The sequence below is a fragment of the Aquimarina intermedia genome (genome assembly GCF_008124785.1).
GTDB classification, from domain to species: Bacteria; Bacteroidota; Bacteroidia; order Flavobacteriales; family Flavobacteriaceae; genus Aquimarina; species Aquimarina intermedia.
The window spans coordinates 25,187-47,294 of the sequence record NZ_VNHU01000014.1 but is presented as its reverse complement, the minus strand read 5'-3'; the positions used below and the strand labels follow the sequence as shown (position 1 = coordinate 47,294).

Genomic DNA, 22,108 nt, shown 5'->3' with positions numbered 1-22,108 from the left:
TAATAATCACAGGCCTCATGATGCACTTGGTAAAATCTCTCCAGTAAAATATGCCGAAATTAATTCTTGTTTGGCTAGCCAAACAAGAATTAAAAATAATAACTTTATAAAAGTTTTAGAAAAATAAGCAGTTCTAATTAGGGGAAGCCTACATTAGAATCCTTTAGCAAAATATTTTTTACATTTAATCTTTTAATATCATCGATATTTTCAACTTTAGTTTTTGACTGGTTTATTATAAAACCTTTATTTTCTATGGAAATATCCATATTGTTTAAAAGGTTTTCTAAAGGTTCTATATCATTTGGTTCAATTTTCAAATCAAGGTAAACAGAAGTGATGTATTCATCTATGTTCGTGTCTATGTATTCGACCAAACTTTTTATTCCAGATTCTTTAATCGATGTATAATTCTTTTCTTTAAATAACTTTGAATTGAATGCATTATTAAAAGAAAGAATATTTTTTACCATTGAAGTATTGATTGAATAGTAGTTATTAGAATAAATAAATTCAAGTAATTCTTTTGGTGATGAATTGGAAATATCTTTAAATTTAATATCTAGTATTTCAATAACATCTTTTATTTTAGTTTGATTTTTTAATAAGTTTAAAAAATCTTTATTTTCTGAAATAGTCGATTTGTAATTAGCGAATATTTTTTTGATATCATTTGTGTCTGAGTGTTCAATTAATAACTTGAAATATTTCTTTTTTTTGTCTTCGGAAAAGTTAGATTCGCTCTCTATGTAATGCCAAATATTAGTCCATTTTTTACTGATAGTTTTAATAAACAATTCAGCGTTTGATGAATAATCAACAAAACCATCAATAAAACTTATTGATTTCTTAGATTCATTTTTTAACTGCTCGAAAATTAGATTAATCTTTAATTTATGTTTATTGTTTGAAAGTAGAAAATCTAGTAAAGAATAATTGAGAATGTATTCTTTTTCAAATTCTACTTGATTTATTTTTTTTATCAGATTATCAATTTTATTAAGTTTAAAATCAAATTCAGAACTTTTCTGAGTTTTGATATTTATCAAGAATTGATAATCAGTTTTAGATAAACTACCTTCATAGAAAATGGATATATATTCAAGATAACTTTCATCAATATATCCATTTCTTAGTAAAATATTTATGAGCTCATTTTGCTTGCTTTCTTGATTTCCAACTTCAATTTCTTTGGTTGATATTAACTCCTTTATTTGGTGCTTTTTAATTCGATTTTTACTTTCTTCCAATTCTTCAATCTGTTGTTTAAAATCATCTAGCTTATTTTTAGATGCAATTAGTTCTTCTCTTTCTTTGTATGTATGAACAGAGTTAATCTCTTTTTCTATAGAATTGAAATTTAAATTAAAGTTCTGTCTATATTGTTGGCTTTGATTATAAATGTATTGTAATCTAGTTGAATTAATAATGGCGTTAAAATTTTCTTCTTCTGTTGCTTGTGTCAAATTAACAATTCGATTGTTTATCCAAAATTTAAAAAATGGATGACTTGGATTGGTTTGTAATATGTTTTCTACAATTTTAGATAGATATATTGTTCTCAACTCTTTAATATCAATCAATTTAGCATTTTCGACTTCCTTAATTTTTTCGTTTATTGTTTCAATTTTTAAATCAACCTTTTTGTTTTGTTCTTGAATGTAGAATTGCTTTTTTGATAAAGTTTCGTAAAGAGAACCTTTGTTATTACTTAAATCGGTAAAATCAATTGGATGCATATTCTTATACACAATTATTGATAAAAGTTTGTCTTGGTTTAGATTAGAATTTAAACTATTTGAATAAATATGATATTCATTCATAATATTAAATAATAATCGCATATCGTCAATAAATAGAGAAATGTCACTAACTAAATCATTTGATATTTTGTAATGATTTTCTTTTATGATTTTTAATAATTTTTCACTCGAGTTTGAAGAGTTGATAACTGGAATTATTGGAATCATAAAGTCAAAGAACTTTGTTCTTTCTTTATCTTTAAACATATCGTCTCGAATGGCATAGATAAAGACAATATCTTCTTTTGTTTTTTTAGAATTGTTTATCAGTAAATTAAGTTCTCTCAACTTCGTAAAAACTTCTGTCTGCTCAAATCGATCAATATCCTCTATTATTACGGTGTTGTATTTAGTGACTTCAAAAAAGTATAAAATTTCATCAAGATGATTGTTAAGAATAGATTTACTGATATTGTCATCAATTTCGATCGTAGCATTATTAACACTTAGATTTTTGATTACAACGCTTTTAATAATTCGTGTCACTTTAAAAAGGAAGAATAATAAGCCTAAAGCAATAATTATTACCGCAATAGAATGAACCAAATTTTGGTAGTTTGGTGTAATATTAATCAAAGAAAATTTTGCTAAAAACTTTGGAAAAATTAAGTATAGAAAAGATATTAAAAATGAGATAAAACCAATGGTTTGAAATCTAAGGAACCATTTACTGTGTGATTTAATTTTTTTAAATCGTGAATCTGGTATTTTCTTATCTTCTTCGTGATAAAAAAACTGCTGTAATATACTTAACTCAATTAATCTTAATAATTCTTCATTTTCAGGCGTAGCTTTATCAATATTAATTTCTTTAAATGTGGCTAAAGAAATATTTAAAAATCTAAAATCGTTATTATGATTTTTTCTTTGAAAAGTTTGTATCACACTACTTTTTCCTGACCCATAGGGCCCTGAAATAGCTATGTTTTTAATCTTATTTCTATTTAAAAGAGCCCAATTTAGAGATTCAATGTAGTAATCTATGTTTTCAGCATTATCAGTTGGTGATAATGAGTTGTATGATAATGATTCAGATTTGTTTTTTGAAAATCTTAGATGATAATGAGTTAACCAATCAATGAATTTCTTTAAAATGTTTAGCAAATTTTTCTTATTCATTCTTTGGTTTCAGTTTTTTTGGGTATTGTGCCTAACAATTGTATAAAGAATATATGTCCTTTATTTCTCTTATACGATTACTAAAAGGCAACTTAAAAAGTTACCAACTGGGGTGGGGATTTGGTTTTAATGTTACTAAACTACATAAAATATTTGAGTCCATGCCTCTTTCTATATCAAAGGAGAATAACTTCACCTAAGATGATGACGCGGCAAAACGCTTTCACAGCCTATAGATAGTGATCCTGGGACGATTTTAGGCTTCCTGGGGTTCTTAATACGCATCCTGCGAGGCTTGGATAGTCTCCGGCGCAGGTATATACCCGTCCTGCGATGGTTTAATGGCTTCCGGGATGGGTAAGAACCACTCCTGCAACCATAAACAATGCTCCGGGGAGCGTTTTCAGTCATCCATTGCGGCCGGAGCGTGAAATTATCACCATGGAGCGAGAGTGCCACCTGCAGGGAGCAGTTTGTATGACCCTGCGAAGCTACTTGGTGTCACCGGAGTGAGTGCAACGAATCCCAAAAAACTGGCTAAAATTAATAGCATAGTAAATCCTTTAATGGGAGTTTATCTCTCTTTATAATATTACCTCCATAAACAAAAAGCAGCCTTGACGTAACACAAGACTGCTTTTCTAAACACATTACATGGATGTAATAAAAAACTAAATGATCGTGGATTGCCCCACATGTATATTTTCAAAATTCACATTTGTATCAAAAGGGTTTGTAATATAATCGGCAATAAAATCTCCCACTTTCTGTGTGGACAAAGGTTGATGACTGTTTAAATCCGGAGTGGTAATATGTAACTCCAATGCTTTTTCAACACCCTGCTCGATAACTGCAGCCTCTTCATTCAAATTAAAATGTCGTAGCAACATAGCCACAGACAAAATCGCCGCAATGGGATTGGCGATACCTTTTCCTGTAGCTTGTGGATAGGATCCGTGTATCGGCTCAAACATAGCGAATTTATCTCCGATAGAAGCAGAAGCTAATAATCCGATTGATCCGCCAATAACGCTCGCTTCGTCGGATAAGATATCTCCAAACATGTTTTCAGTAAGGATCACATCAAAACTTTTTGGATTCAAAATCAATTGCATGGCTGCATTATCGACAAACATAAAATCCAGTTGCACTTCTGGATATGCCGTGGCCAGCTCGGTAACCACTTTTCTCCATAACCTCGAAGTTTCCAGTACGTTTGCTTTGTCCACTAGGGTCAATTTTTTTTTTCTTTTTAAGGCTTCTTTAAACGCCAAATGTGCGATACGCTCGATTTCTTCTTTTGAGTATTCACACAGATCCGAGGCTACCGTACCTTCATCATTCAGCGTTTTCTTTCCAAAATAAATGCCTCCGGTAAGCTCACGATAGATTGCGATATCCGTACCTTCAATGATGTGTCGTTTTAATGGCGAATGCTCCAGCAGGGTAGGATAGGCTTTTACCGGTCTGATATTCGCGTATAATCCGAGTTCCTTTCGTAGTTTTAAGAGTCCTTGTTCAGGTCGTACCTTGGATCCGGGATTGTTATCATATTTAGGATCCCCGATAGCACCAAACAGCACAGCGTCTGTCGCAGCACACAGATCCAAAGTTTCCTGCGGTAGGGCATCGCCTGTTTTATCAATAGCAATAGCACCGACAAGTCCTTCTTTAAACAAAAAGGTGTGATCAAAACTATGGGCAATGGCTTCAAGCGACTTGATCGCTTGAGCAGTGACTTCTGGGCCGATTCCGTCGCCCGCGAGTACAGCAATTTCTAATTTCATAACGTAATTTTTTATGCTTAGAAGTACACAAGGCAGCTCTAAGCTGTAATTTCTCCTTTTTAATTTTTTGTTTCTTCGAAAGTTTCGATAGCGGCTAAATTGCTTAGCAGAAAATCGATATCATCATATCCATTAATCATACAGGTTTTTTTATAACTGTTTATTTCGAAGTGTTCGGAAGCATTGGTAGCTTTTAATGTTACTTTTTCATGCTGAAGGTCTACTTCAATCACCGTATTAGGATCTTGCTCAATTGCCTGTAACAGGGTTTCTAAAAATGCAGCCGAAACCTGTACCGGTAACACCCCGTTATTCAAAGCATTCCCTTTAAATATATCTGCGAAAAAACTAGAGATGACAACCTTAAATCCATAATCATGGAGTGCCCAGGCAGCATGTTCTCTACTGGAACCGCATCCAAAATTATCTCCGGCCACCAAGATCTGACCGCGATAGTTAATGTTATTAAGCGGAAAACTTGTATTTACGCTTCCGTCTTTTTCATAACGCCAGTCTCTAAATAAATTTTCGCCAAAACCCTCTCGTGTGGTTGCTTTTAAGAAACGCGCCGGTATGATTTGATCTGTATCGATATTTTGAATCGGTAAGGGGATCGCTGTCGAGGTTATATTTATAAAAGGCTCCATATTAGTTGAGGTGTTTGGTGATATCAATAATTTTTCCGTGAACTGCAGTTGCGGCAGCCACCAGCGGACTCGCTAAAATGGTTCTCGAACCTTGCCCTTGACGCCCTTCAAAATTCCTGTTTGAGGTAGAGACACAATATTCGCCTTCGGGAATCTTATCATCATTCATGGCAAGACAGGCAGAGCAACCCGGTTGACGTAACTGAAACCCTGAACTTTCAAATATTTCGTTAAGGCCTTCTTCCTTTATTTGTTGGGCAACTTGTTGTGAGCCGGGCACTAACCAGGCAGTTACATTGGATGCCTTTTGTTTGCCCTTGATATACTGCGCAGCCACTCTGAAATCTTCGATACGACTGTTGGTACAACTGCCTATAAACACATAATTGACAGCTTGATTAATCAGAGATTGTCCTTTTTTGAAATTCATGTAGTCCAGGGACTTCTCAAATGTTTTTGATGTATCCTGCGGAATAGGTTCGGAAATTTTGATTCCCATCCCCGGATTGGTTCCATACGTAATCATCGGAGCGATATCTTCGGCATCAAAATGGTATTCCTGATCAAAAACGGCATCGGTATCTGTAGCAAGGGTTTTCCAATAGGCTACTTTTTTATCAAAAGCTGCTCCCTGAGGTGCAAATGGTCGTCCTTTTACATAGTCAAAGGTAGTTGCATCGGGCGCGATCATTCCGCCGCGAGCACCCATCTCAATACTCATGTTACAAACCGTCATTCTGCCTTCCATACTCATTTCTTCGAACACATTACCTGCATATTCGCAGAAATATCCAGTACCCGAATTGGTACCCAGTTTGGAGATAATATAAAGAATCACATCTTTGGGTAACACTCCGGGTCGGAGCGTGCCATTAACATTGACACGTAGACTCTTTGGTTTTTGTAATAATAAACACTGACTGGCAAAAACTTGAGCCACCTGACTGGTACCAATACCAAATGCAATACTGCCAAAAGCACCATGCGTAGAGGTATGACTATCTCCGCATACGATGGTCATTCCCGGTTGGGTAAACCCCAATTCGGGGGCCATGACATGGACAATACCATTATATTCATGTCCTAAGCCATACAATGGAATGTCATTTTTCTCACAGTTTACAGCGAGTTGTGCCAATTGTTTACGAGACATCTCATCCTTAACAGGGAGATGTTGATCGATTGTTGGTGTGTTATGATCTGCAGTCGCAACAATTTGCTTAGGTCTAAACACAGGAATAGACCGTTGTTCAAGTTCGTTGAACGCTTGCGGACTGGTTACTTCATGAATCAGGTGTTTGTCAATATATAAAATTTGGGGACCGTCTTCTATTTTTTTGACTACATGCGCATCCCATACTTTATCAAATAAGGTTTTTTTCATAATTTTTCTTATAACATATACATTACTATGCTACAGCAGCAATCGCAACATTAGTTCTCTTCATAATATGATGTAAGTCGGTATCTTTAATTTCTTTCTTTTTATCTGCAAACTTTAAAAACTCACAGTAGACTTCATCCAATTGTAATTTTGTTAATTCATAACCCACTTTTTTAGCACGATAGGCGAGTGCCGCCCTTCCGCTTCTGGCAGTAAGTACAATAGAGGATTCAGTGACTCCTACCTCGGCAGGATCCATGATTTCGTAGGTTTCTCTGTTTTTAATGACACCATCCTGATGTATGCCCGAACTATGTGCAAAGGCATTGGCTCCAACAATAGCTTTGTTTGGTTGTACAGGCATTCCCATATGATCAGAAACCATTTGACTGGTTGCATATAATAATTGAGAATTAATACCCGTACTAAGATCCAGGTATGGATGTTGTTTCATGATCATGACAACCTCTTCTAACGAAGTATTACCGGCACGTTCACCAATCCCATTGATTGTACATTCAATCTGTCGGGCGCCGTTTAAGACACCAGCAATCGAATTGGCTGTAGCTAATCCAAGATCATTATGGCAATGACACGACAAAATCACCTTATCGATTCCTTTGACGTTTTCTTTTAAATATTTAATTTTCTGTCCATATTCTTCGGGTAGGCAATAGCCCGTTGTATCCGGAATGTTGAGTACGGTAGCGCCTGCTTTGATCATGGCTTCGCACACCCGTGCAAGAAACTCGTTATCGGTACGTCCGGCATCTTCTGCATAAAACTCAACGTCTTCAACAAAAGATTTGGCGTAGGTGACTGCGGCGATACCACGTTCGATCACCTGCTCTCGCGTAGCATTAAACTTATATTTTATATGAGAATCAGAGGTTCCGATACCCGTATGAATTCTGGGACGTTTTGCTAATTGCAAAGCTTCGGCTGCTACTTTGATATCATTCTTTACGGCCCGTGTAAGTCCGCAAACCGTTGCGTTTTTAACCAGTTTTGCGATTTCGTATACCGATTGAAAATCTCCGGGACTCGATACGGGAAAACCTGCCTCAATAACATCCACTCCCAGTGAATCTAATTGTTGCGCAATTACCAGTTTTTGAGCAGTATCTAATTTACAACCCGGTACTTGTTCGCCATCTCGTAGGGTGGTATCAAAAATTTGAACTTTATCAGTACTCATATGTCTTATGGGATTATCTATTATTAGGGTTTCAGTGGCAGTAAACTTTCTTAAAATACTACCTTGTATATTTCTTTTTTGTCTTACGAATTTATATTTTGGGAATGTTAAAGAGATAGAATTCTGATTAGCTTTTACAATATCAAAATAATCGGTTAGTCTTATAATTAACTAATAACCAATATTTTAATTAAGTTTTTCTTACAATGACTAATGATCAAAAAGACCCGTTATTCGTTTTGGTAAAATCACTTTCAAAATCAGAAAAGCGACAATTTAAAGTATATGTGGGTCGCTTAGGAGGTAATACAGATGCAAAATTCTTGGCACTATTCAATCACTTGGATAAATCTGCATCCTTAGATGAACAAGAGATTATTAAAAAAGGAATCGTGACCAAATTACAGCTTTCTAACCTAAAGGCGCACCTATATAAACAGATATTAGTAAGTATGCGACTGAGTCCGGTGCACCAAAATGTACGATCTCAGATTAGGGAACAAATGGATTTTGCTACCATTCTATATCATAAAGGGTTATACAAGCAAAGCCTTAAAATTCTTGAAAAAGCTAAGAACCTCGCGATTGAAAATGATGAAAATACAAGTGCATATGAGATAGTGGAGTTGGAAAAAATTATCGAAACTCAATATATCACGCGTAGCATTCATACCCGAGCCGACGAATTAACAATCCAGGCAAAGGAGTTGAGCATGAAAAATGTTCTGACCAGTAAGTTGTCAAATTTATCGTTGCAGTTGTACGGTATAATGCTTAAAACAGGTTATGTAAAAAATGATACAGAACATAAGATTATAACTGAATACTTTCATGACAAGTTACCCACCTATGATTGGAGTTTACTTGGTTTTAGAGAAAAACTCTGGTTATACAAAGCGCATTTATGGTATAGCTTTATAATACAGGATTTTATAAGTTGTTATAAGTATTCAAAAAAATGGGTGGATCTGTTTTATGAGTATCCCAAGATGATCACTCTTAATCCGGTATTTTATATGCGGGGAAATCATTATTTGTTAGAATCCCTGTATTTAATCAAAGATCAATCGCAACTTAAAAGTACCTTAGATACATTCGAGCAAACAATTACCTCCAAAACGTTTCCTGTAGATGATAATATTGAAATGTTATCATTTCAGTTTATGTATAACAATCGCCTGAATGTACATTTTTTGGAAGGTACCTTTGTGGAAGGCGAAGGATTGGTTCAACCCATTCTAAAAGGTATTAAAACATATGGCGATCGTATGGATGATCATCATATTATGGTATTCTATTATAAGATCGGTTGCTTATATTTTGGAATGGATAACTATCGTAAATGTATTGAGTATTTGTCAAAAATAATCAATAATAAATCCTTGCGAATGCGAGAAGATTTGATGTGTTTTGCAAGAGTATTGAGTTTGGTGGCGCATTATGAAGCCGGAATGGATTACCATCTCGAATCTCAATTGCGGGAAACCTATAAGTTTTTAATTAAAATGGATGATCTGCACGAAGTGCAAAAGGCGATGATCCGATTTTTGAAGAATCTGGGAGATATCTTTCCGCATCAAATTAAGGATGAGTTTAAGAAATTGCATAAAACATTGAAACAATACGAAAACCATCCCTACGAGAAGCGTGCCTTCTTATATTTGGATATTTTATCCTGGTTAGAGAGTAATATAGAAGGGAAGCCGGTGGCTCAGATCATTCAGGAAAAATCAAAAGTTTTAATTAGATAAGTACTTAATGCATAAAACCACGCACCTACGACATGTCTTAGAACTCAATCTTGCCATGCTTTTTATAAGTACCTCAGGTGCCTTAGGAAGATATATTGAATTACCCGTGCCGGTTACTATAGGGATTAGAGCCTTATTTGCTGCCATCTTATTGTTTTTATACTGTCGATGGAGAAAAATATCTTTTAGCATTGAGCGTAAGGATCTATTATCTATTTTATTTACGGGTGTGCTTATGGGATTGCATTGGCTTACTTATTTCTATGCGCTACGATTATCCAATGTAGCCATCGGAATGTTATCCCTTTTTACCTATCCCGTAATCACTGCACTATTGGAACCCTTGCTGCTGAAAACAAAATTTGATCGTAGTCATTTATTTCTGGGAGCACTCGTATTGATTGGTGTTTATTTTTTATTACCCGAAATGGATGTGGAAAATTCCATTACTCAAGCCGTCATTTTAGGAATACTCTCTGCTTTATTTTATGCATTGCGTAATTTAATCTTAAAAGCTAAAGTGAGTACCTACAATGGATCAGTACTTATGTGGTATCAGTTGGTGGTAATTTTTATCTTTCTATTACCTACATTTTATTTTTATGAGCTTTCACAAATAAAAGAGCAATGGGAGTTTCTACTAATTTTGGCTTTTCTAACCACCGCGGTGGGGCATACCTTGTTTTTACAGAGCTTTAAGCAATTCTCTATTACCACAGCAAGTATTATTAGTAGTATGCAGCCTATTTACGGCATTATTTTGGGGATGATCTTTTTAGGTGAAATTCCGGCATTGAATACCTTTATCGGGGGCGGACTTATTCTATGTTCGGTTGTTGTAGAAAGTATTCGATCTTACAAAACAACATAAATATCGATACCCTATCTTTTAATAAAGTGTGTTTTTGGTATAAAAAATTGGTTCGTTGACAAATTCTTCCGCTATTAGATCTTAAAGAACAAAATATATTTGTTTGAAAATTAAATTGTTAAGTGTTATTTTGATGATGTCTTTATTATGTGTCTCCTGTTCTAGTGATGACGATAGTGGAGAACCAACCGGAGGAGAAGCTGAAGTAGCCATTGTATCCAGTGGTGATGTAGAATTTTCATTTGACGATTCAGCACGTTTTTATGCATCCAGTACGAACAAGATGTATGGCGAAGGAGAATTAAATGGAGATTATTTAAAACCAATTGAGTCCGTAGAAAATAGTAACCAAGCATTTATTACGTTTTCGAGTCCATCCGATGAGACTACTTTTCTACCAAACGTAACAGCAACGAAAATTCAAACAAAAAACGCCAGTTTGACTACTACAGAATTTGATGCTATGGAAGATGACGCATAGTTAAAAGGACTAACTATTATTGCCGATCAAAAAGCTGTAAGTCCGAATGATTGTAAGCATAAAATCGTTCTCTTTCAGACTGCGGCAGGTAAAATAGGTGTGATCTAATTGAAGTCGTACAATGTAACTCACGTGTTAGTAGATATCAAAGTACAGGAATAATTAGTTATTCAAAATGTAAATCCCAAAGTCTTGGACAATTTGTGCAAGGCTTATTTTTTGCACGCTTCCCAAACCGGATCTTTTGGTGGAGGTGCTGTAATATGAATTGGTTCTTTTTTGACAGGATGGATAAACCTTAATTCCCGTGCATGTAAATGAATACTCCCATCTTTATTACTGCGATCTGATCCGTATTTAAGATCTCCCTTGATAACACATCCAATTGTGGCTAATTGCGTCCGTATCTGGTGATGACGTCCGGTATGTAAGTCTATTTCCAGTAGATTATAATGATCTAATTTTTTGAGAAGTCGGTAGTCCAGCACTGCCTTTTTACTTTCTGCTATTTCCTTTGGGTAGGCATACGATTTATTCTGCTTTGTGTTTCGCTTTAACCAATGTGTTAGGGTATCCTTATCATTAGGTGGTAATCCCTTAACCACTGCCCAGTAGGTTTTTTTTGCTTCTTTTTCCGCAAATAATTTATTAAGTCGGGGCAATGCCTTGCTCGTACGGGCAAAAACTACGATACCGCTAGTGGGACGATCAAGACGATGTACAACACCCAAATACACAGCTCCGGGTTTCTTATATTTTTGAGCGATGTATTTCTTAACAACCTCGCTTAGCGGTTGGTCTCCCGTTTTATCACCTTGTACAATATCTCCTGGGCGTTTATTTACTGCAATAATGTGATTGTCCTCATAGAGAACCTGAAGATTATCCTTAGTAGAAAGCTCTTTATTCATGAATTAGTATATCTGCGGATACCATAGCTGCTGCAATTGGTTGCATGCAATCAACTATTTTAGTACTGTTCTTCATCACTCGGAAAGTCTACTGCTTTTACATCAGTTACATATTGTGTAAAGGCATTTGTCATCTCAGTGTATAAATCCAAATAACGTCTCAAAAATCTTGGATGAAACTCGTGTGTCATTCCCAGCATGTCATGGGTAACCAGAACTTGTCCGTCAACACCATTACCGGCTCCGATACCAATCACAGGAATCGTAAGGCTTTGTGCTACTTCTTTAGCTAATTTGGCTGGAACTTTTTCTAAAACCAATGCGAAACACCCTGCTTTTTGAAGCATTAAAGCATCTTCCTTCAGTTTTTGTGCTTCTTCTTCCTCTTTTGCGCGAACCGTGTAGGTTCCGAATTTATATATGGATTGCGGCGTAAGTCCTAAATGTCCCATTACCGGGATTCCGGCATTAAGAATTCGTTTGATGGATTCTTTAATTTCTTTTCCTCCTTCCATTTTAACAGCATGCCCTCCGGATTCTTTCATTATACGAATAGCAGAGCGAAGCGCTTCTTTAGGATCACTTTGATAGCTTCCGAAAGGTAAATCTACCACAACTAGGGCTCGGTTTATAGCACGAATCACAGAAGAGGCGTGATAGATCATTTGATCCAGAGTTATAGGTAAGGTGGTCTCGTGACCTGCCATTACATTGGATGCAGAATCCCCAACCAATATTACATCAACACCGGCACCATCCACAATCTTTGCCATGGTGTAATCATATGCGGTAAGCATAGATATTTTTTCTTGGTTAGCTTTCATCTCTATTAGAGACTTCACGGTAATACGCTTATAATCTTTTTTTGCTGTGGACATACTCTTGAAAATTTGAATGATGTAAAAGTACTAATTTACTAAGATGTGACAAGTTGAAAATAGACTCCATTCCCGGGTTTATGGAACATTTCAAAAAAAACAGTATTTTTAGATCCAAAATAGTATACTATGAAAATTATTTACTCCTTATCTATCGCATTATCTTTTCTAAATTTAGCAGCCTTTGCTCAAGCAAAAAATGAGGCAGACCCTACGGCAAATGTCCAAAAAGAGGTAAAACAAACAATTTTGGAATTCTTTGATGGTTTCCACAACGGGGACACGACAAAAATTTACAACAGTATCGAAAAAAACATGACTCTACAAACTATTATTCCTGATAGTGAAGGGGGAAGAACGATTACCATGAGTAATGTTAAGATGTTTGTTTTAGCAATTCATAACAAACAGCAATCAGAAAACTGGAAAGAAGAGTTATTGGATATTAAGATTGAAGCTACAGAGAACATTGCACATGTTTGGACACCCTATAACTTTTATCTGAACGACACGCTAAGTCACTGTGGAGTTAATAGCTTTCAGCTATACAATAATGGTACTTCCTGGAAAATTATTGCTATCGCAGATACCCGTAATCAAGAAGGCTGTATAGCTACAAAACAATAATTAACAGTCACTCAGACTTACAGCTATCGCTAGTCCACCTTCACTGGTTTCCTTATATTTTGTGTTCATATCCTGGGCAGTCGCCCACATCGTGGCAATAACTTTATCTAAGGGAACCTTGGCGTTGGCGGCAGTTGTATCCAATGCCATTTCACAAGCATTAATTGCTTTAATAGCACCCATAGCATTCCGTTCGATACATGGTATTTGTACCAATCCACCGATGGGATCACAGGTGAGTCCTAAGTGATGTTCCATCGCAATTTCGCTGGCAATCAATACCTGCTCTGGGGATCCTCCCATCAATTCGGTTAAAGCTCCTGCTGCCATGGCAGATGAAACACCAATTTCTGCTTGACAACCTCCCATAGCAGCAGATATAGTAGCACCTTTTTTAAACAGACTTCCTATTTCGCCGGCTACCAGCATAAACTGCTTGATGTCTTCAAAATTAGCATCGTGATTCTCAATCACCATATAATACATCATCACTGCAGGTATTACTCCGGCACTACCATTTGTGGGTGCAGTGACTACACGACCTAGAGAGGCATTCACTTCATTTACGGCTAAAGCAAAACAAGATACCCATTTCAATATCTGTCTAAACTTTACTTCGGTATCGCGGATACTGGCAATCCATTCGTTTGGATTTGAGTATTGTGCAGTACCAATTAGATTTTTATGAGAATCGTAAGCACGACGCCGTACCTTTAACCCACCAGGTAAGGTTCCTTCTGTATGGCAACCGGTATACATAGATTCGAGCATGACCTTCCATATTTGAGCAATACGCTCGTCAATTTCTTGATCGGTATGCAACGACCTTTCATTCTCCAGAACAATATCTGATATCTTTTTATTTTGGACAGCACAATAGGCTAACAAGTCGGTTGCTTTTTGCACTGGCATTGGAAATTCTTTAAAAGCTTCCAGCTTTTTTTCCTTGCGCTTGCGTTCTTCTTTAACTACGAACCCACCACCAATGGAATAAAAGGTTGAAGTATACTTTTTACCGTCTTTAAACAGTACCGTAAATGTCATACCATTAGGATGAAATTTTTTAAAATCTTTATTGAAGACGATATCTTTTTTACAGTCAAAAACAATATCAAATTCTTGATTAAAAGGCAATAACTTAGTATCACCTATGCTCTTTATAATCGTATCAATTTGGAGTACATCAATAGTTTGTGGATCATAACCGCACAATCCTAGAATAGAAGCAATGTCAGTAGCATGTCCTTTACCCGTTAGAGATAAGGAACCGTACAAATCAACAGTAATTGCAACCACCTGATCAAACTTATTCTTTTCTTTTAATTCTGCAATCAATCTGCGACCTGCTCTCCATGGACCAAAAGTATGAGAACTTGAAGGGCCTACACCGATTTTAAGCATGTCAAAAATACTGATACATTCCATAATAATAGCGTCTACAATTACCGGGTAAATATAACGGTTTAGGACAAAGTAGCAAGAACTAACAGCAAAAATAGTATCAGTGAAAATAGCTACTGAAATTGCCTACATCGCCTGTAATTCTGCTAGATTTATCTACTATTTGTGACATCATGTCATATCTTTTGGCATGGCATAATCATTGAAATAATAGAAGTGTATTAAAAAAGCAATAACACTTAAACAATTTATACAACGATAATATGAGTAAGATAATAGGTATTGACTTAGGGACGACCAACTCTTGTGTTTCTGTAATGGAAGGTAATGAGCCAGTAGTTATCCCTAATGCTGAAGGAAAAAGAACAACTCCATCGGTAATTGCATTTGTAGATGGAGGAGAGATCAAAGTAGGAGACCCTGCAAAACGTCAGGCAGTAACTAATCCTACAAAAACTATTTCTTCTATAAAGCGATTTATGGGGAATAAGTTTTCAGAATCTGCAAAAGAAGCAGAACGTGCAGCTTATAAAGTTGTAAAAGGTGACAACGATACACCAAGAGTAGATATCGATGGTCGTTTATATACACCACAGGAATTATCTGCAATGACGCTTCAGAAAATGAAGAAAACGGCAGAGGATTACTTGGGACAGGATGTAAGCAGAGCAGTAATTACTGTACCAGCTTATTTTAACGATGCACAACGTCAGGCGACTAAAGAAGCCGGAGAGATTGCGGGTCTTAAAGTAGAAAGAATTATTAATGAGCCTACAGCTGCTGCCTTAGCGTATGGTTTAGATAAAAAAGGTACAGATCAAAAAATAGTCGTATTTGACTTTGGTGGAGGTACACATGATGTTTCTATCCTTGAATTAGGAGATGGAGTATTTGAAGTATTAGCTACTGACGGGGATACACACTTAGGTGGTGATGATGTTGATCAAAAGATTATTGATTGGTTGGCAGAAGAGTTCAAGGCTGATGAAGACATGGATTTAAGAAAAGATCCGATGGCGCTACAGCGTTTAAAAGAAGCAGCAGAAAAAGCTAAAATAGAGTTATCTTCTTCTTCTCAGACAGAGATCAACTTGCCATACGTAACAGCTACTCCAAGTGGACCAAAACACCTTGTGCGTACTTTGAGCCGTTCAAAATTTGATCAATTGATCGATGATTTAGTAAAACGTACGATTGAGCCATGTAGAACAGCGCTTAAAGCGGCTGGGTTATCTACTAGCGATATCGATGAAATTATATTAGTAGGTGGTTCTACACGTATTCCTGCAGTACAGGAAGCAGTGCAGAGTTTCTTTGGAAAAGCACCAAGTAAAGGTGTAAACCCTGATGAGGTTGTTGCTGTTGGAGCGGCTATTCAAGGAGGAGTACTAACCGGAGATGTTAAAGATGTATTGTTATTAGATGTAACACCACTTTCTTTAGGTATTGAGACAATGGGTAATGTAATGACCAAATTAATTGAGGCCAATACTACAATCCCTACCAAAAAATCTCAGGTATTCTCTACAGCTGCTGATAATCAACCATCTGTTGAGATCCACGTATTACAGGGAGAGCGACCAATGGCTGCAGATAATAAAACAATCGGACGTTTTCATTTAGATGGAATTCCACCAGCACAAAGAGGAACTCCGCAAATTGAAGTAACTTTTGATATTGATGCTAATGGTATCATCAAAGTTTCTGCAACAGATAAAGCAACTAATAAGAGTCAGGATATTCGTATCGAGGCTTCTTCAGGACTTACAGAAGAAGAAATCGAGAAAATGAAGAAAGAGGCTGAAGCGAATGCAGAATCTGACAAAAAAGCTAAAGAAACAGCTGAAAAGTTGAATGAAGCTGACGGAATGATTTTTCAAACAGAAAAGCAATTAACTGAGTTTGGAGACAAATTATCTGATGATAAAAAGAAACCAATCGAAGAAGCTTTAGAAGAGTTGAAAAAAGCATATGAGTCTAAAGACCTTGCATTGATTCAACCAGCACTTGATAAAATCAACGAAGCTTGGAAAGTAGCAAGTGAAGAAATGTATAAGGCGCAAGCTGATGCACAACAAAACGGTGCACCGGGACCTGATGCAGGAGCACAACCAGAAGGAGGAAGCTCTGAAGGTAGTGATGTTGAAGATGTTGACTTTGAAGAAGTAAAATAATTCAGATGTAATAATCTATAAAAAAATGCGCAGTGTTAACTGCGCATTTTTTATTTCTTATGGTTCTATGTATTCTAAAACCCCATAGCAGTATCATCTCCTCGTTTATCGGCACCTCCTTCTAAAGTTCCGTCTTCACGAACCAGAATTCCGTCAACTTTCCCTATGATTTGTGACTCTTGCTGATCAATAGTATACCCTTTATTTTTTAAGTTTTTTAGCAGCTCCTGATCAAATGCATTGGGTTCAAAAATAACTACATCCGGCAACCACTGATGATGAAATCTTGGTGCGTTGACTGCGTCTTGCATCGTCATATCAAATTCACTTACATTTAGAATCGTCTGTAACACCGAGGTGATTATTGTGGATCCCCCAGGTGTCCCTACCGACATCCATAGTTTGTTATTCTTTTCTACAATCGTGGGTGTCATCGAACTTAGCATTCGTTTTTCTGGCGCAATGGCATTAGCTTCGGCACCAATAAGTCCAAACATATTCGGTACTCCCGGTTTAGAACTAAAATCATCCATTTCATTATTGAGAAAAAAGCCCAGTTCTATATTATATAATTTTGATCCGTAAGCTCCATTAAGTGTGGTGGTAACCGAAATTGTATTGCCAAATTGATCAACAATAGAGTAGTGGGTTGTTTCGTCACTTTCATATCCAGGTAATTTGCCATGAGAAACTTCAACTGATGGTGTAGCTCGTTCAAAATTGAAATTTTGCATCCGTTTCCCTAAATAAGTAGCACTGATAAGCGTGTCTAATGGAATAGTTACAAAATCAGGATCTCCTAAATAATAGCTTCGATCTGCATACGCCCGACGTTCAGCTTCGGTAAGTAACTGAATTGTTTTTTCCTGATTGTGTCCATATTGTTTAATATCATAGGGTTCGATCATTTTCATAATCTGTGCAAGGCAAGTACCACCGCTAGATGGAGGAGACATTGAAATGACTGTAAGATCCTTATATGTAAATTGAACGGGTTTTCTCCAAACAGCTTTGTAACTAGCCAAATCATCTAAAGTTAGTATACCACCATTTTCTTGTAGGTGATTGACTAATTTTTCAGCAACAGCTCCTTTGTAAAAGCCATCACGGCCTTTGTCAATAAGTGCCTGTAAAGTAGTAGCCAGGGCTATATTTTTGATTGTATCTCCGGCGATAATATCTTTTGCATAGGGGATGGTATCCTTGTTTACAGTTAAAAATAATTCCCGGTAATTCGTAAATCGTCTTTGTTGTTTTTCAGTTACTACATATCCTTTTTGTGCCAAATGAATTACTGGCGATAGAATGTCTTGTATGGGTAAAGTTCCGAACTTTTTATGCGCTTCAAAAATTCCGGCAACTGTTCCCGGTACGCCCACGGCCAGTGCACCCAGCTGACTTTTTTCGGGTTGTACTTCTCCGGAAGCATCGAGATACATATTTTTAAATGCTGCTTTTGGAGCTTTTTCTCTATAATCCAATGCACCAACAGTGCCATCAGCCATTCTGTATACCATGAATCCGCCACCACCTAAATTTCCGGCAAAAGGATAGCTCACGGCAAGCGCCATCTCGGTAGCCATCATCGCATCAAAAGCGTTTCCTCCCTTTTTCAGTATAGCTACACCAATGCGCGAGGCTTCGGCTCTTGCTGAGACCACCATTGCCTTGTTCGCAATTAATCCAAAGGTAGGTTTTGATACTTCTACGGGATGTGTCTTACAAGAGTTAAGACATAACAACAAACAAAAAACACTTGCTAATCGAATCATCTATTATAAAATTTTGATTTGCCTACTCAAGATAGACGGTGTAATTATATACTATTCTTTAAATTTTTGAAATTTCGTGTTGAGTGAAGTCTCTCAGTTCTTCAAAAAAAGTTGTGAACTCATCTTCAAATTCAACATAATGTTCTTCCAGTTCTCGTACAGCTAAGTTCATTTTCGACCTGTTCTTGGTACGATGATTCATTTGATAAAGGATCTTACCAATGCCCTCAATCGTTGCGTAGCTTGCCAACCAATTATCTCTGATCATATGGGGTAGGAAATCTTTGATGCGTCTGGGTAACAGACCGTAATTGTCTTGCAGAATTTCATAAAAAGAAGCTACATATATTGGTAGGGGAATAACTTCATACTTATGCCAGTTTGCCGCGAGGTAATGGTCGTAAAGAATATCTACAATTACTGTACTGTAATGGCTATATTTAGGAAACAAGCGCCCTACACTTTGCCGAACAATGGGATGCGTATCCGTATAAAAATCGATTTGGCGGTGTAGTGTAATTCCTTGCTGAATTCTTTTTGGAAATTGTTCGAATTTTTTTCCTTTTACAGAATCCGCTATAAAATTGCCGATTTTCAATTCTGTATCATCTCCTGACAGATAGATATGTGCTAAAAAATTCATTAGGGGAAAATACGATAAATTAAAATGCGGTAATATTTTTATTAAACTTTTGTTGTAAAGTTGTGACAAACTATCATACCCTGTACATTTGTTAAAATCGATAAACAAAACAAAAAAATAAGTATATGACGTTAATAAAATCCATTTCTGGAATTCGTGGAACTATCGGCGGAAAGGTTGGAGAGAATCTGACTCCAATAGATGCTGTAAAATTTGCTTCTGCCTATGGTGCATGGCTAAAGGGAGAAACCAAAAAACAGCATCCGACAGTCGTAGTTGGGCGTGATGCACGTATATCGGGAGCTATGATACAGCAATTGGTGATGAATAGTTTGGTTGGTTTAGGTATTCATGTAATTGATCTAGGATTGTCCACCACACCTACAGTAGAGGTAGCTGTTCCTATAGAAGAGGCTGATGGAGGAATTATTTTAACGGCAAGTCATAATCCTAAACAATGGAATGCGCTAAAACTTCTAAATAGTAAAGGAGAATTTCTAAATGCAACTAATGGTGAGAAAATTCTAAAAATCGCTGAGCATGATGATTATTTTTTTGCAGAAGTAGATGACTTGGGGAGTATTACCGAAAATAACACGTATATTGATCGTCATATCGATGAGGTATTGAAGCTTAAATTAGTTGATGTAGATGCCATAAGTACTGCCGGATTTAAAGTTGTGGTGGATGGTGTAAATTCTACCGGAGGAATTGCTATTCCAAAACTACTTAGAAAAATGGGTGTAGAAGTGGTTGAACTATATTGCGAACCTAACGGACATTTTCCGCATAACCCTGAACCATTAAAAGAACATTTAACTGATTTATCGGCCTTAGTGATCAAAGAGAAAGCAGATTTAGGTATTGTGGTGGATCCTGATGTTGATCGTCTTGCGTTTATGAGTGAAGATGGCGAGATGTTTGGAGAAGAATATACCCTGGTTGCTTGTGCAGATTATGTGTTAGGCAAGCAAAACGGAAATACTGTGTCTAATTTATCATCAAGTCGTGCACTACGTGATGTTACCGAAAAACACGGAGGCTCATATGAAGCCAGTGCCGTGGGCGAAGTAAATGTGGTGGAACTAATGAAAGACAATAAGGCAATTATTGGAGGAGAAGGTAATGGAGGAATTATTTATCCAGAATTGCACTACGGACGGGATTCACTGGTAGGGGTAGCCTTATTTTTAACACATCTGGCTGAGAAAAAAAGTACAGTAAGCGCTCTAAGGAAGTCTTATCCTTCCTATTATATGAGTAAGAACAAAATTCAGTTGACACCTACGATGGATGTTGACGGAATTTTAAGCCAGTTTCAGGAAAAAAATAAAGAGGAAACTATAACAACTATCGACGGAGTCAAAGTTGATTATGAAAAGTCCTGGGTACACTTGCGAAAAAGTAATACAGAACCTATTATCAGGATATATACTGAAGCTCTGAGTCAGGAAGAAGCCGATCAATTAGCCGAAAAAACTATTGCTGTTTTAAAAGGGATTGCCGGTATTTAGTACGATCTTACTTTTGAGATATAATAAGAAGGTTGTCTAAAAAGTCAATTCTGATGTCACCTCGAGCGGAGTCGAGAGATAATTACATTTGATTATCAATACATTTCGACTCCGCTCAATGTGACATTTAGTTTAAAAATATACTTTTTAGATAGCCTCTTTGTTTTTTATTAATGAACTATAGCATCTGCCGGGATTGTAGCATTACGATGCTTCCATCGTTTATGGGTCCAAAGATAAAATTCAGGTTTTGTGCGAATTTGTTGTTCCAGTAGGCGCAGGTATTCTTTAACCACATAAAACTGATCCATTTCTCCGCTATTTTCGGCGATAGGAATGACGCGCACTTCATAATGCCCGCGTTTAACTTTTTCTACATGCATATAGATAGAGGTCAGGTTTAGTTTAGTAGCTAACACTTCCCCTCCCAAGAAGATTGGAACTTTTATACCCATAAAATTGGTCCAGAACTTAGCATTACCAATCTTAGGAGATTGATCCGAAATCATGCCATAGGTACAAACCTCCCCTTGCTGCTTATCACGTATTATTTGTTTCAGGACTTTATGACTGGCAATGAGGCGCGAATCGAATCTTGCGCGTATCCGATGTGCTAGTTGATCAAAATATTTATTCTTAACCTGCTTATAAATGCCAACGCATGGATTGAGAGAAACCAAGTCAATAGCATTTGACCATTCGTAACTTGCATAGTGTCCCATAAATCCGATAGTACTTTTCCCTCTTTTCTCCATCTCGTGAAATTCATCGAGATTTACAACTTTGTAACGTTCGAGAATCTCTTTTCTGGTAATAGATAAAGATTTAATCATCTCCAAAAACATATCACAGAGATGACGGTAGAATTTTTTCCGAATTTCCTTAATTTCATTTTTAGATTTTTCGGGAAAAACAAGTGTTAAGTTATCGGTAACCGTAGTGCGACGATATCGTATTACGTAATAGACTATATAATACAACAGATCGGATAAAAAATACAATAAGAAGAATGGAAGTTTGGAGATACACCATAAAAAGGGATACGCTATTCGATACACCAATAACTGCATAAATAAGTTTAATTTAGGTGATCAAATATACTGTAATTTGTGCAGTACACTGCTATAAATTATAGTTTTACATTCAGA

General features: G+C 36.5%; 17 protein-coding genes. 6 read left to right on the top strand and 11 right to left on the bottom strand.

From position 1 onward, the window contains the following. Positions 1-137: 137 nt before the first annotated feature. The 5 genes from BD809_RS15030 to BD809_RS15010 form a co-directional block, all read right to left on the bottom strand. Positions 138-2,921 carry a YobI family P-loop NTPase gene (locus tag BD809_RS15030; RefSeq protein ID WP_148783807.1) on the bottom strand — a complete coding sequence of 928 codons (2,784 nt, stop codon included), beginning with the start codon at positions 2,919-2,921 and terminating at the stop codon, positions 138-140. Positions 2,922-3,592: 671 nt separating this feature from the next. After that, positions 3,593-4,708, bottom strand: coding sequence for a 3-isopropylmalate dehydrogenase (leuB, locus tag BD809_RS15025; RefSeq protein ID WP_148783806.1), 1,116 nt, complete (start codon positions 4,706-4,708; stop codon positions 3,593-3,595). A 59-nt stretch (positions 4,709-4,767) separates the two neighbouring features. Beyond that, positions 4,768-5,355, bottom strand: a complete 588-nt coding sequence (leuD, locus tag BD809_RS15020) for a 3-isopropylmalate dehydratase small subunit (protein ID WP_148783805.1) — start codon at positions 5,353-5,355, stop codon at positions 4,768-4,770. 1 nt (position 5,356) lies between these two features. Further along, positions 5,357-6,739 carry a 3-isopropylmalate dehydratase large subunit gene (gene leuC, locus BD809_RS15015; protein WP_148783804.1) on the bottom strand — a complete coding sequence of 461 codons (1,383 nt, stop codon included), beginning with the start codon at positions 6,737-6,739 and terminating at the stop codon, positions 5,357-5,359. A 25-nt stretch (positions 6,740-6,764) separates the two neighbouring features. Beyond that, positions 6,765-7,937 carry a 2-isopropylmalate synthase gene (locus tag BD809_RS15010; RefSeq protein WP_148783803.1) on the bottom strand — a complete coding sequence of 391 codons (1,173 nt, stop codon included), beginning with the start codon at positions 7,935-7,937 and terminating at the stop codon, positions 6,765-6,767. Positions 7,938-8,143: 206 nt separating this feature from the next. Here BD809_RS15010 and BD809_RS15005 point away from each other — a divergent pair, with 206 nt between their 5' ends. From BD809_RS15005 to BD809_RS14995, 3 genes are all read left to right on the top strand, one after another. Then, the gene (locus tag BD809_RS15005) at positions 8,144-9,688 is read left to right on the top strand and encodes a hypothetical protein (RefSeq protein ID WP_148783802.1); all 1,545 of its coding nucleotides are present in this window, start codon (positions 8,144-8,146) and stop codon (positions 9,686-9,688) included. A gap of 7 nt (positions 9,689-9,695) precedes the next feature. Continuing rightward, positions 9,696-10,559 carry a DMT family transporter gene (locus BD809_RS15000; RefSeq protein ID WP_170251907.1) on the top strand — a complete coding sequence of 288 codons (864 nt, stop codon included), beginning with the start codon at positions 9,696-9,698 and terminating at the stop codon, positions 10,557-10,559. A gap of 103 nt (positions 10,560-10,662) precedes the next feature. Further along, on the top strand, positions 10,663-11,040 hold the full coding sequence (locus BD809_RS14995; RefSeq protein ID WP_148783801.1) for a beta-barrel fold lipoprotein: 378 nt from the start codon (positions 10,663-10,665) through the stop codon (positions 11,038-11,040). Positions 11,041-11,252: 212 nt separating this feature from the next. On the opposite strand, the gene BD809_RS14990 is transcribed toward BD809_RS14995, so the two are convergent. Together BD809_RS14990 and panB are read right to left on the bottom strand one after the other, a co-directional pair. After that, positions 11,253-11,951 (bottom strand): RluA family pseudouridine synthase, encoded by a 699-nt coding sequence (locus BD809_RS14990; protein ID WP_148783800.1) that lies wholly within the window; start codon positions 11,949-11,951, stop codon positions 11,253-11,255. Positions 11,952-12,010: 59 nt separating this feature from the next. Further along, on the bottom strand, positions 12,011-12,829 hold the full coding sequence (panB, locus tag BD809_RS14985) for a 3-methyl-2-oxobutanoate hydroxymethyltransferase (protein WP_148783799.1): 819 nt from the start codon (positions 12,827-12,829) through the stop codon (positions 12,011-12,013). A 129-nt stretch (positions 12,830-12,958) separates the two neighbouring features. Between panB and BD809_RS14980 the strand changes: the two genes are divergently transcribed. Continuing rightward, positions 12,959-13,456, top strand: coding sequence for a nuclear transport factor 2 family protein (locus BD809_RS14980; RefSeq protein ID WP_148783798.1), 498 nt, complete (start codon positions 12,959-12,961; stop codon positions 13,454-13,456). Here BD809_RS14980 and BD809_RS14975 read toward each other — a convergent pair whose 3' ends face one another. After that, the gene (locus tag BD809_RS14975) at positions 13,457-14,881 is read right to left on the bottom strand and encodes an L-serine ammonia-lyase (protein ID WP_148783797.1); all 1,425 of its coding nucleotides are present in this window, start codon (positions 14,879-14,881) and stop codon (positions 13,457-13,459) included. Positions 14,882-15,120: 239 nt separating this feature from the next. Between BD809_RS14975 and dnaK the strand changes: the two genes are divergently transcribed. After that, the gene (gene dnaK, locus BD809_RS14970) at positions 15,121-17,031 is read left to right on the top strand and encodes a molecular chaperone DnaK (RefSeq protein WP_148783796.1); all 1,911 of its coding nucleotides are present in this window, start codon (positions 15,121-15,123) and stop codon (positions 17,029-17,031) included. A gap of 74 nt (positions 17,032-17,105) precedes the next feature. Here dnaK and ggt read toward each other — a convergent pair whose 3' ends face one another. Next, entirely contained in the window at positions 17,106-18,803 is a 1,698-nt protein-coding gene (ggt, locus tag BD809_RS14965) for a gamma-glutamyltransferase (protein ID WP_148783795.1), read from the bottom strand. A 58-nt stretch (positions 18,804-18,861) separates the two neighbouring features. Beyond that, the gene (locus BD809_RS14960) at positions 18,862-19,446 is read right to left on the bottom strand and encodes an acyl carrier protein phosphodiesterase (RefSeq protein ID WP_148783794.1); all 585 of its coding nucleotides are present in this window, start codon (positions 19,444-19,446) and stop codon (positions 18,862-18,864) included. A gap of 125 nt (positions 19,447-19,571) precedes the next feature. On the opposite strand from BD809_RS14960, the gene glmM reads away from it, so the two are divergent. Beyond that, the gene (gene glmM / locus BD809_RS14955) at positions 19,572-20,960 is read left to right on the top strand and encodes a phosphoglucosamine mutase (protein WP_148783793.1); all 1,389 of its coding nucleotides are present in this window, start codon (positions 19,572-19,574) and stop codon (positions 20,958-20,960) included. A 170-nt stretch (positions 20,961-21,130) separates the two neighbouring features. Here the strand turns inward: glmM and BD809_RS14950 are convergent, their stop codons facing one another. Beyond that, positions 21,131-22,030, bottom strand: a complete 900-nt coding sequence (locus BD809_RS14950; protein WP_148783792.1) for a lysophospholipid acyltransferase family protein — start codon at positions 22,028-22,030, stop codon at positions 21,131-21,133. Between the last annotated feature and the right edge of the window lie 78 nt (positions 22,031-22,108).

What these genes read in the sequence shown, in the direction of transcription:
- BD809_RS14950 (WP_148783792.1), bottom strand. Translation starts at nt 22,030, where the DNA reads ATGCAGTTATTGGTGTATCGAATAGCGTATCCCTTTTTATGGTGTATC.
- BD809_RS15010 (WP_148783803.1), bottom strand. Translation starts at nt 7,937, where the DNA reads ATGAGTACTGATAAAGTTCAAATTTTTGATACCACCCTACGAGATGGC.
- leuB (WP_148783806.1), bottom strand. Translation starts at nt 4,708, where the DNA reads ATGAAATTAGAAATTGCTGTACTCGCGGGCGACGGAATCGGCCCAGAA.
- BD809_RS15030 (WP_148783807.1), bottom strand. Translation starts at nt 2,921, where the DNA reads ATGAATAAGAAAAATTTGCTAAACATTTTAAAGAAATTCATTGATTGG.
- BD809_RS14980 (WP_148783798.1), top strand. Translation starts at nt 12,959, where the DNA reads ATGAAAATTATTTACTCCTTATCTATCGCATTATCTTTTCTAAATTTA.
- BD809_RS15005 (WP_148783802.1), top strand. Translation starts at nt 8,144, where the DNA reads ATGACTAATGATCAAAAAGACCCGTTATTCGTTTTGGTAAAATCACTT.
- ggt (WP_148783795.1), bottom strand. Translation starts at nt 18,803, where the DNA reads ATGATTCGATTAGCAAGTGTTTTTTGTTTGTTGTTATGTCTTAACTCT.
- BD809_RS15000 (WP_170251907.1), top strand. Translation starts at nt 9,696, where the DNA reads ATGCATAAAACCACGCACCTACGACATGTCTTAGAACTCAATCTTGCC.
- glmM (WP_148783793.1), top strand. Translation starts at nt 19,572, where the DNA reads ATGACGTTAATAAAATCCATTTCTGGAATTCGTGGAACTATCGGCGGA.
- dnaK (WP_148783796.1), top strand. Translation starts at nt 15,121, where the DNA reads ATGAGTAAGATAATAGGTATTGACTTAGGGACGACCAACTCTTGTGTT.
- BD809_RS14960 (WP_148783794.1), bottom strand. Translation starts at nt 19,446, where the DNA reads ATGAATTTTTTAGCACATATCTATCTGTCAGGAGATGATACAGAATTG.
- panB (WP_148783799.1), bottom strand. Translation starts at nt 12,829, where the DNA reads ATGTCCACAGCAAAAAAAGATTATAAGCGTATTACCGTGAAGTCTCTA.
- leuD (WP_148783805.1), bottom strand. Translation starts at nt 5,355, where the DNA reads ATGGAGCCTTTTATAAATATAACCTCGACAGCGATCCCCTTACCGATT.
- BD809_RS14975 (WP_148783797.1), bottom strand. Translation starts at nt 14,881, where the DNA reads ATGGAATGTATCAGTATTTTTGACATGCTTAAAATCGGTGTAGGCCCT.
- BD809_RS14990 (WP_148783800.1), bottom strand. Translation starts at nt 11,951, where the DNA reads ATGAATAAAGAGCTTTCTACTAAGGATAATCTTCAGGTTCTCTATGAG.
- leuC (WP_148783804.1), bottom strand. Translation starts at nt 6,739, where the DNA reads ATGAAAAAAACCTTATTTGATAAAGTATGGGATGCGCATGTAGTCAAA.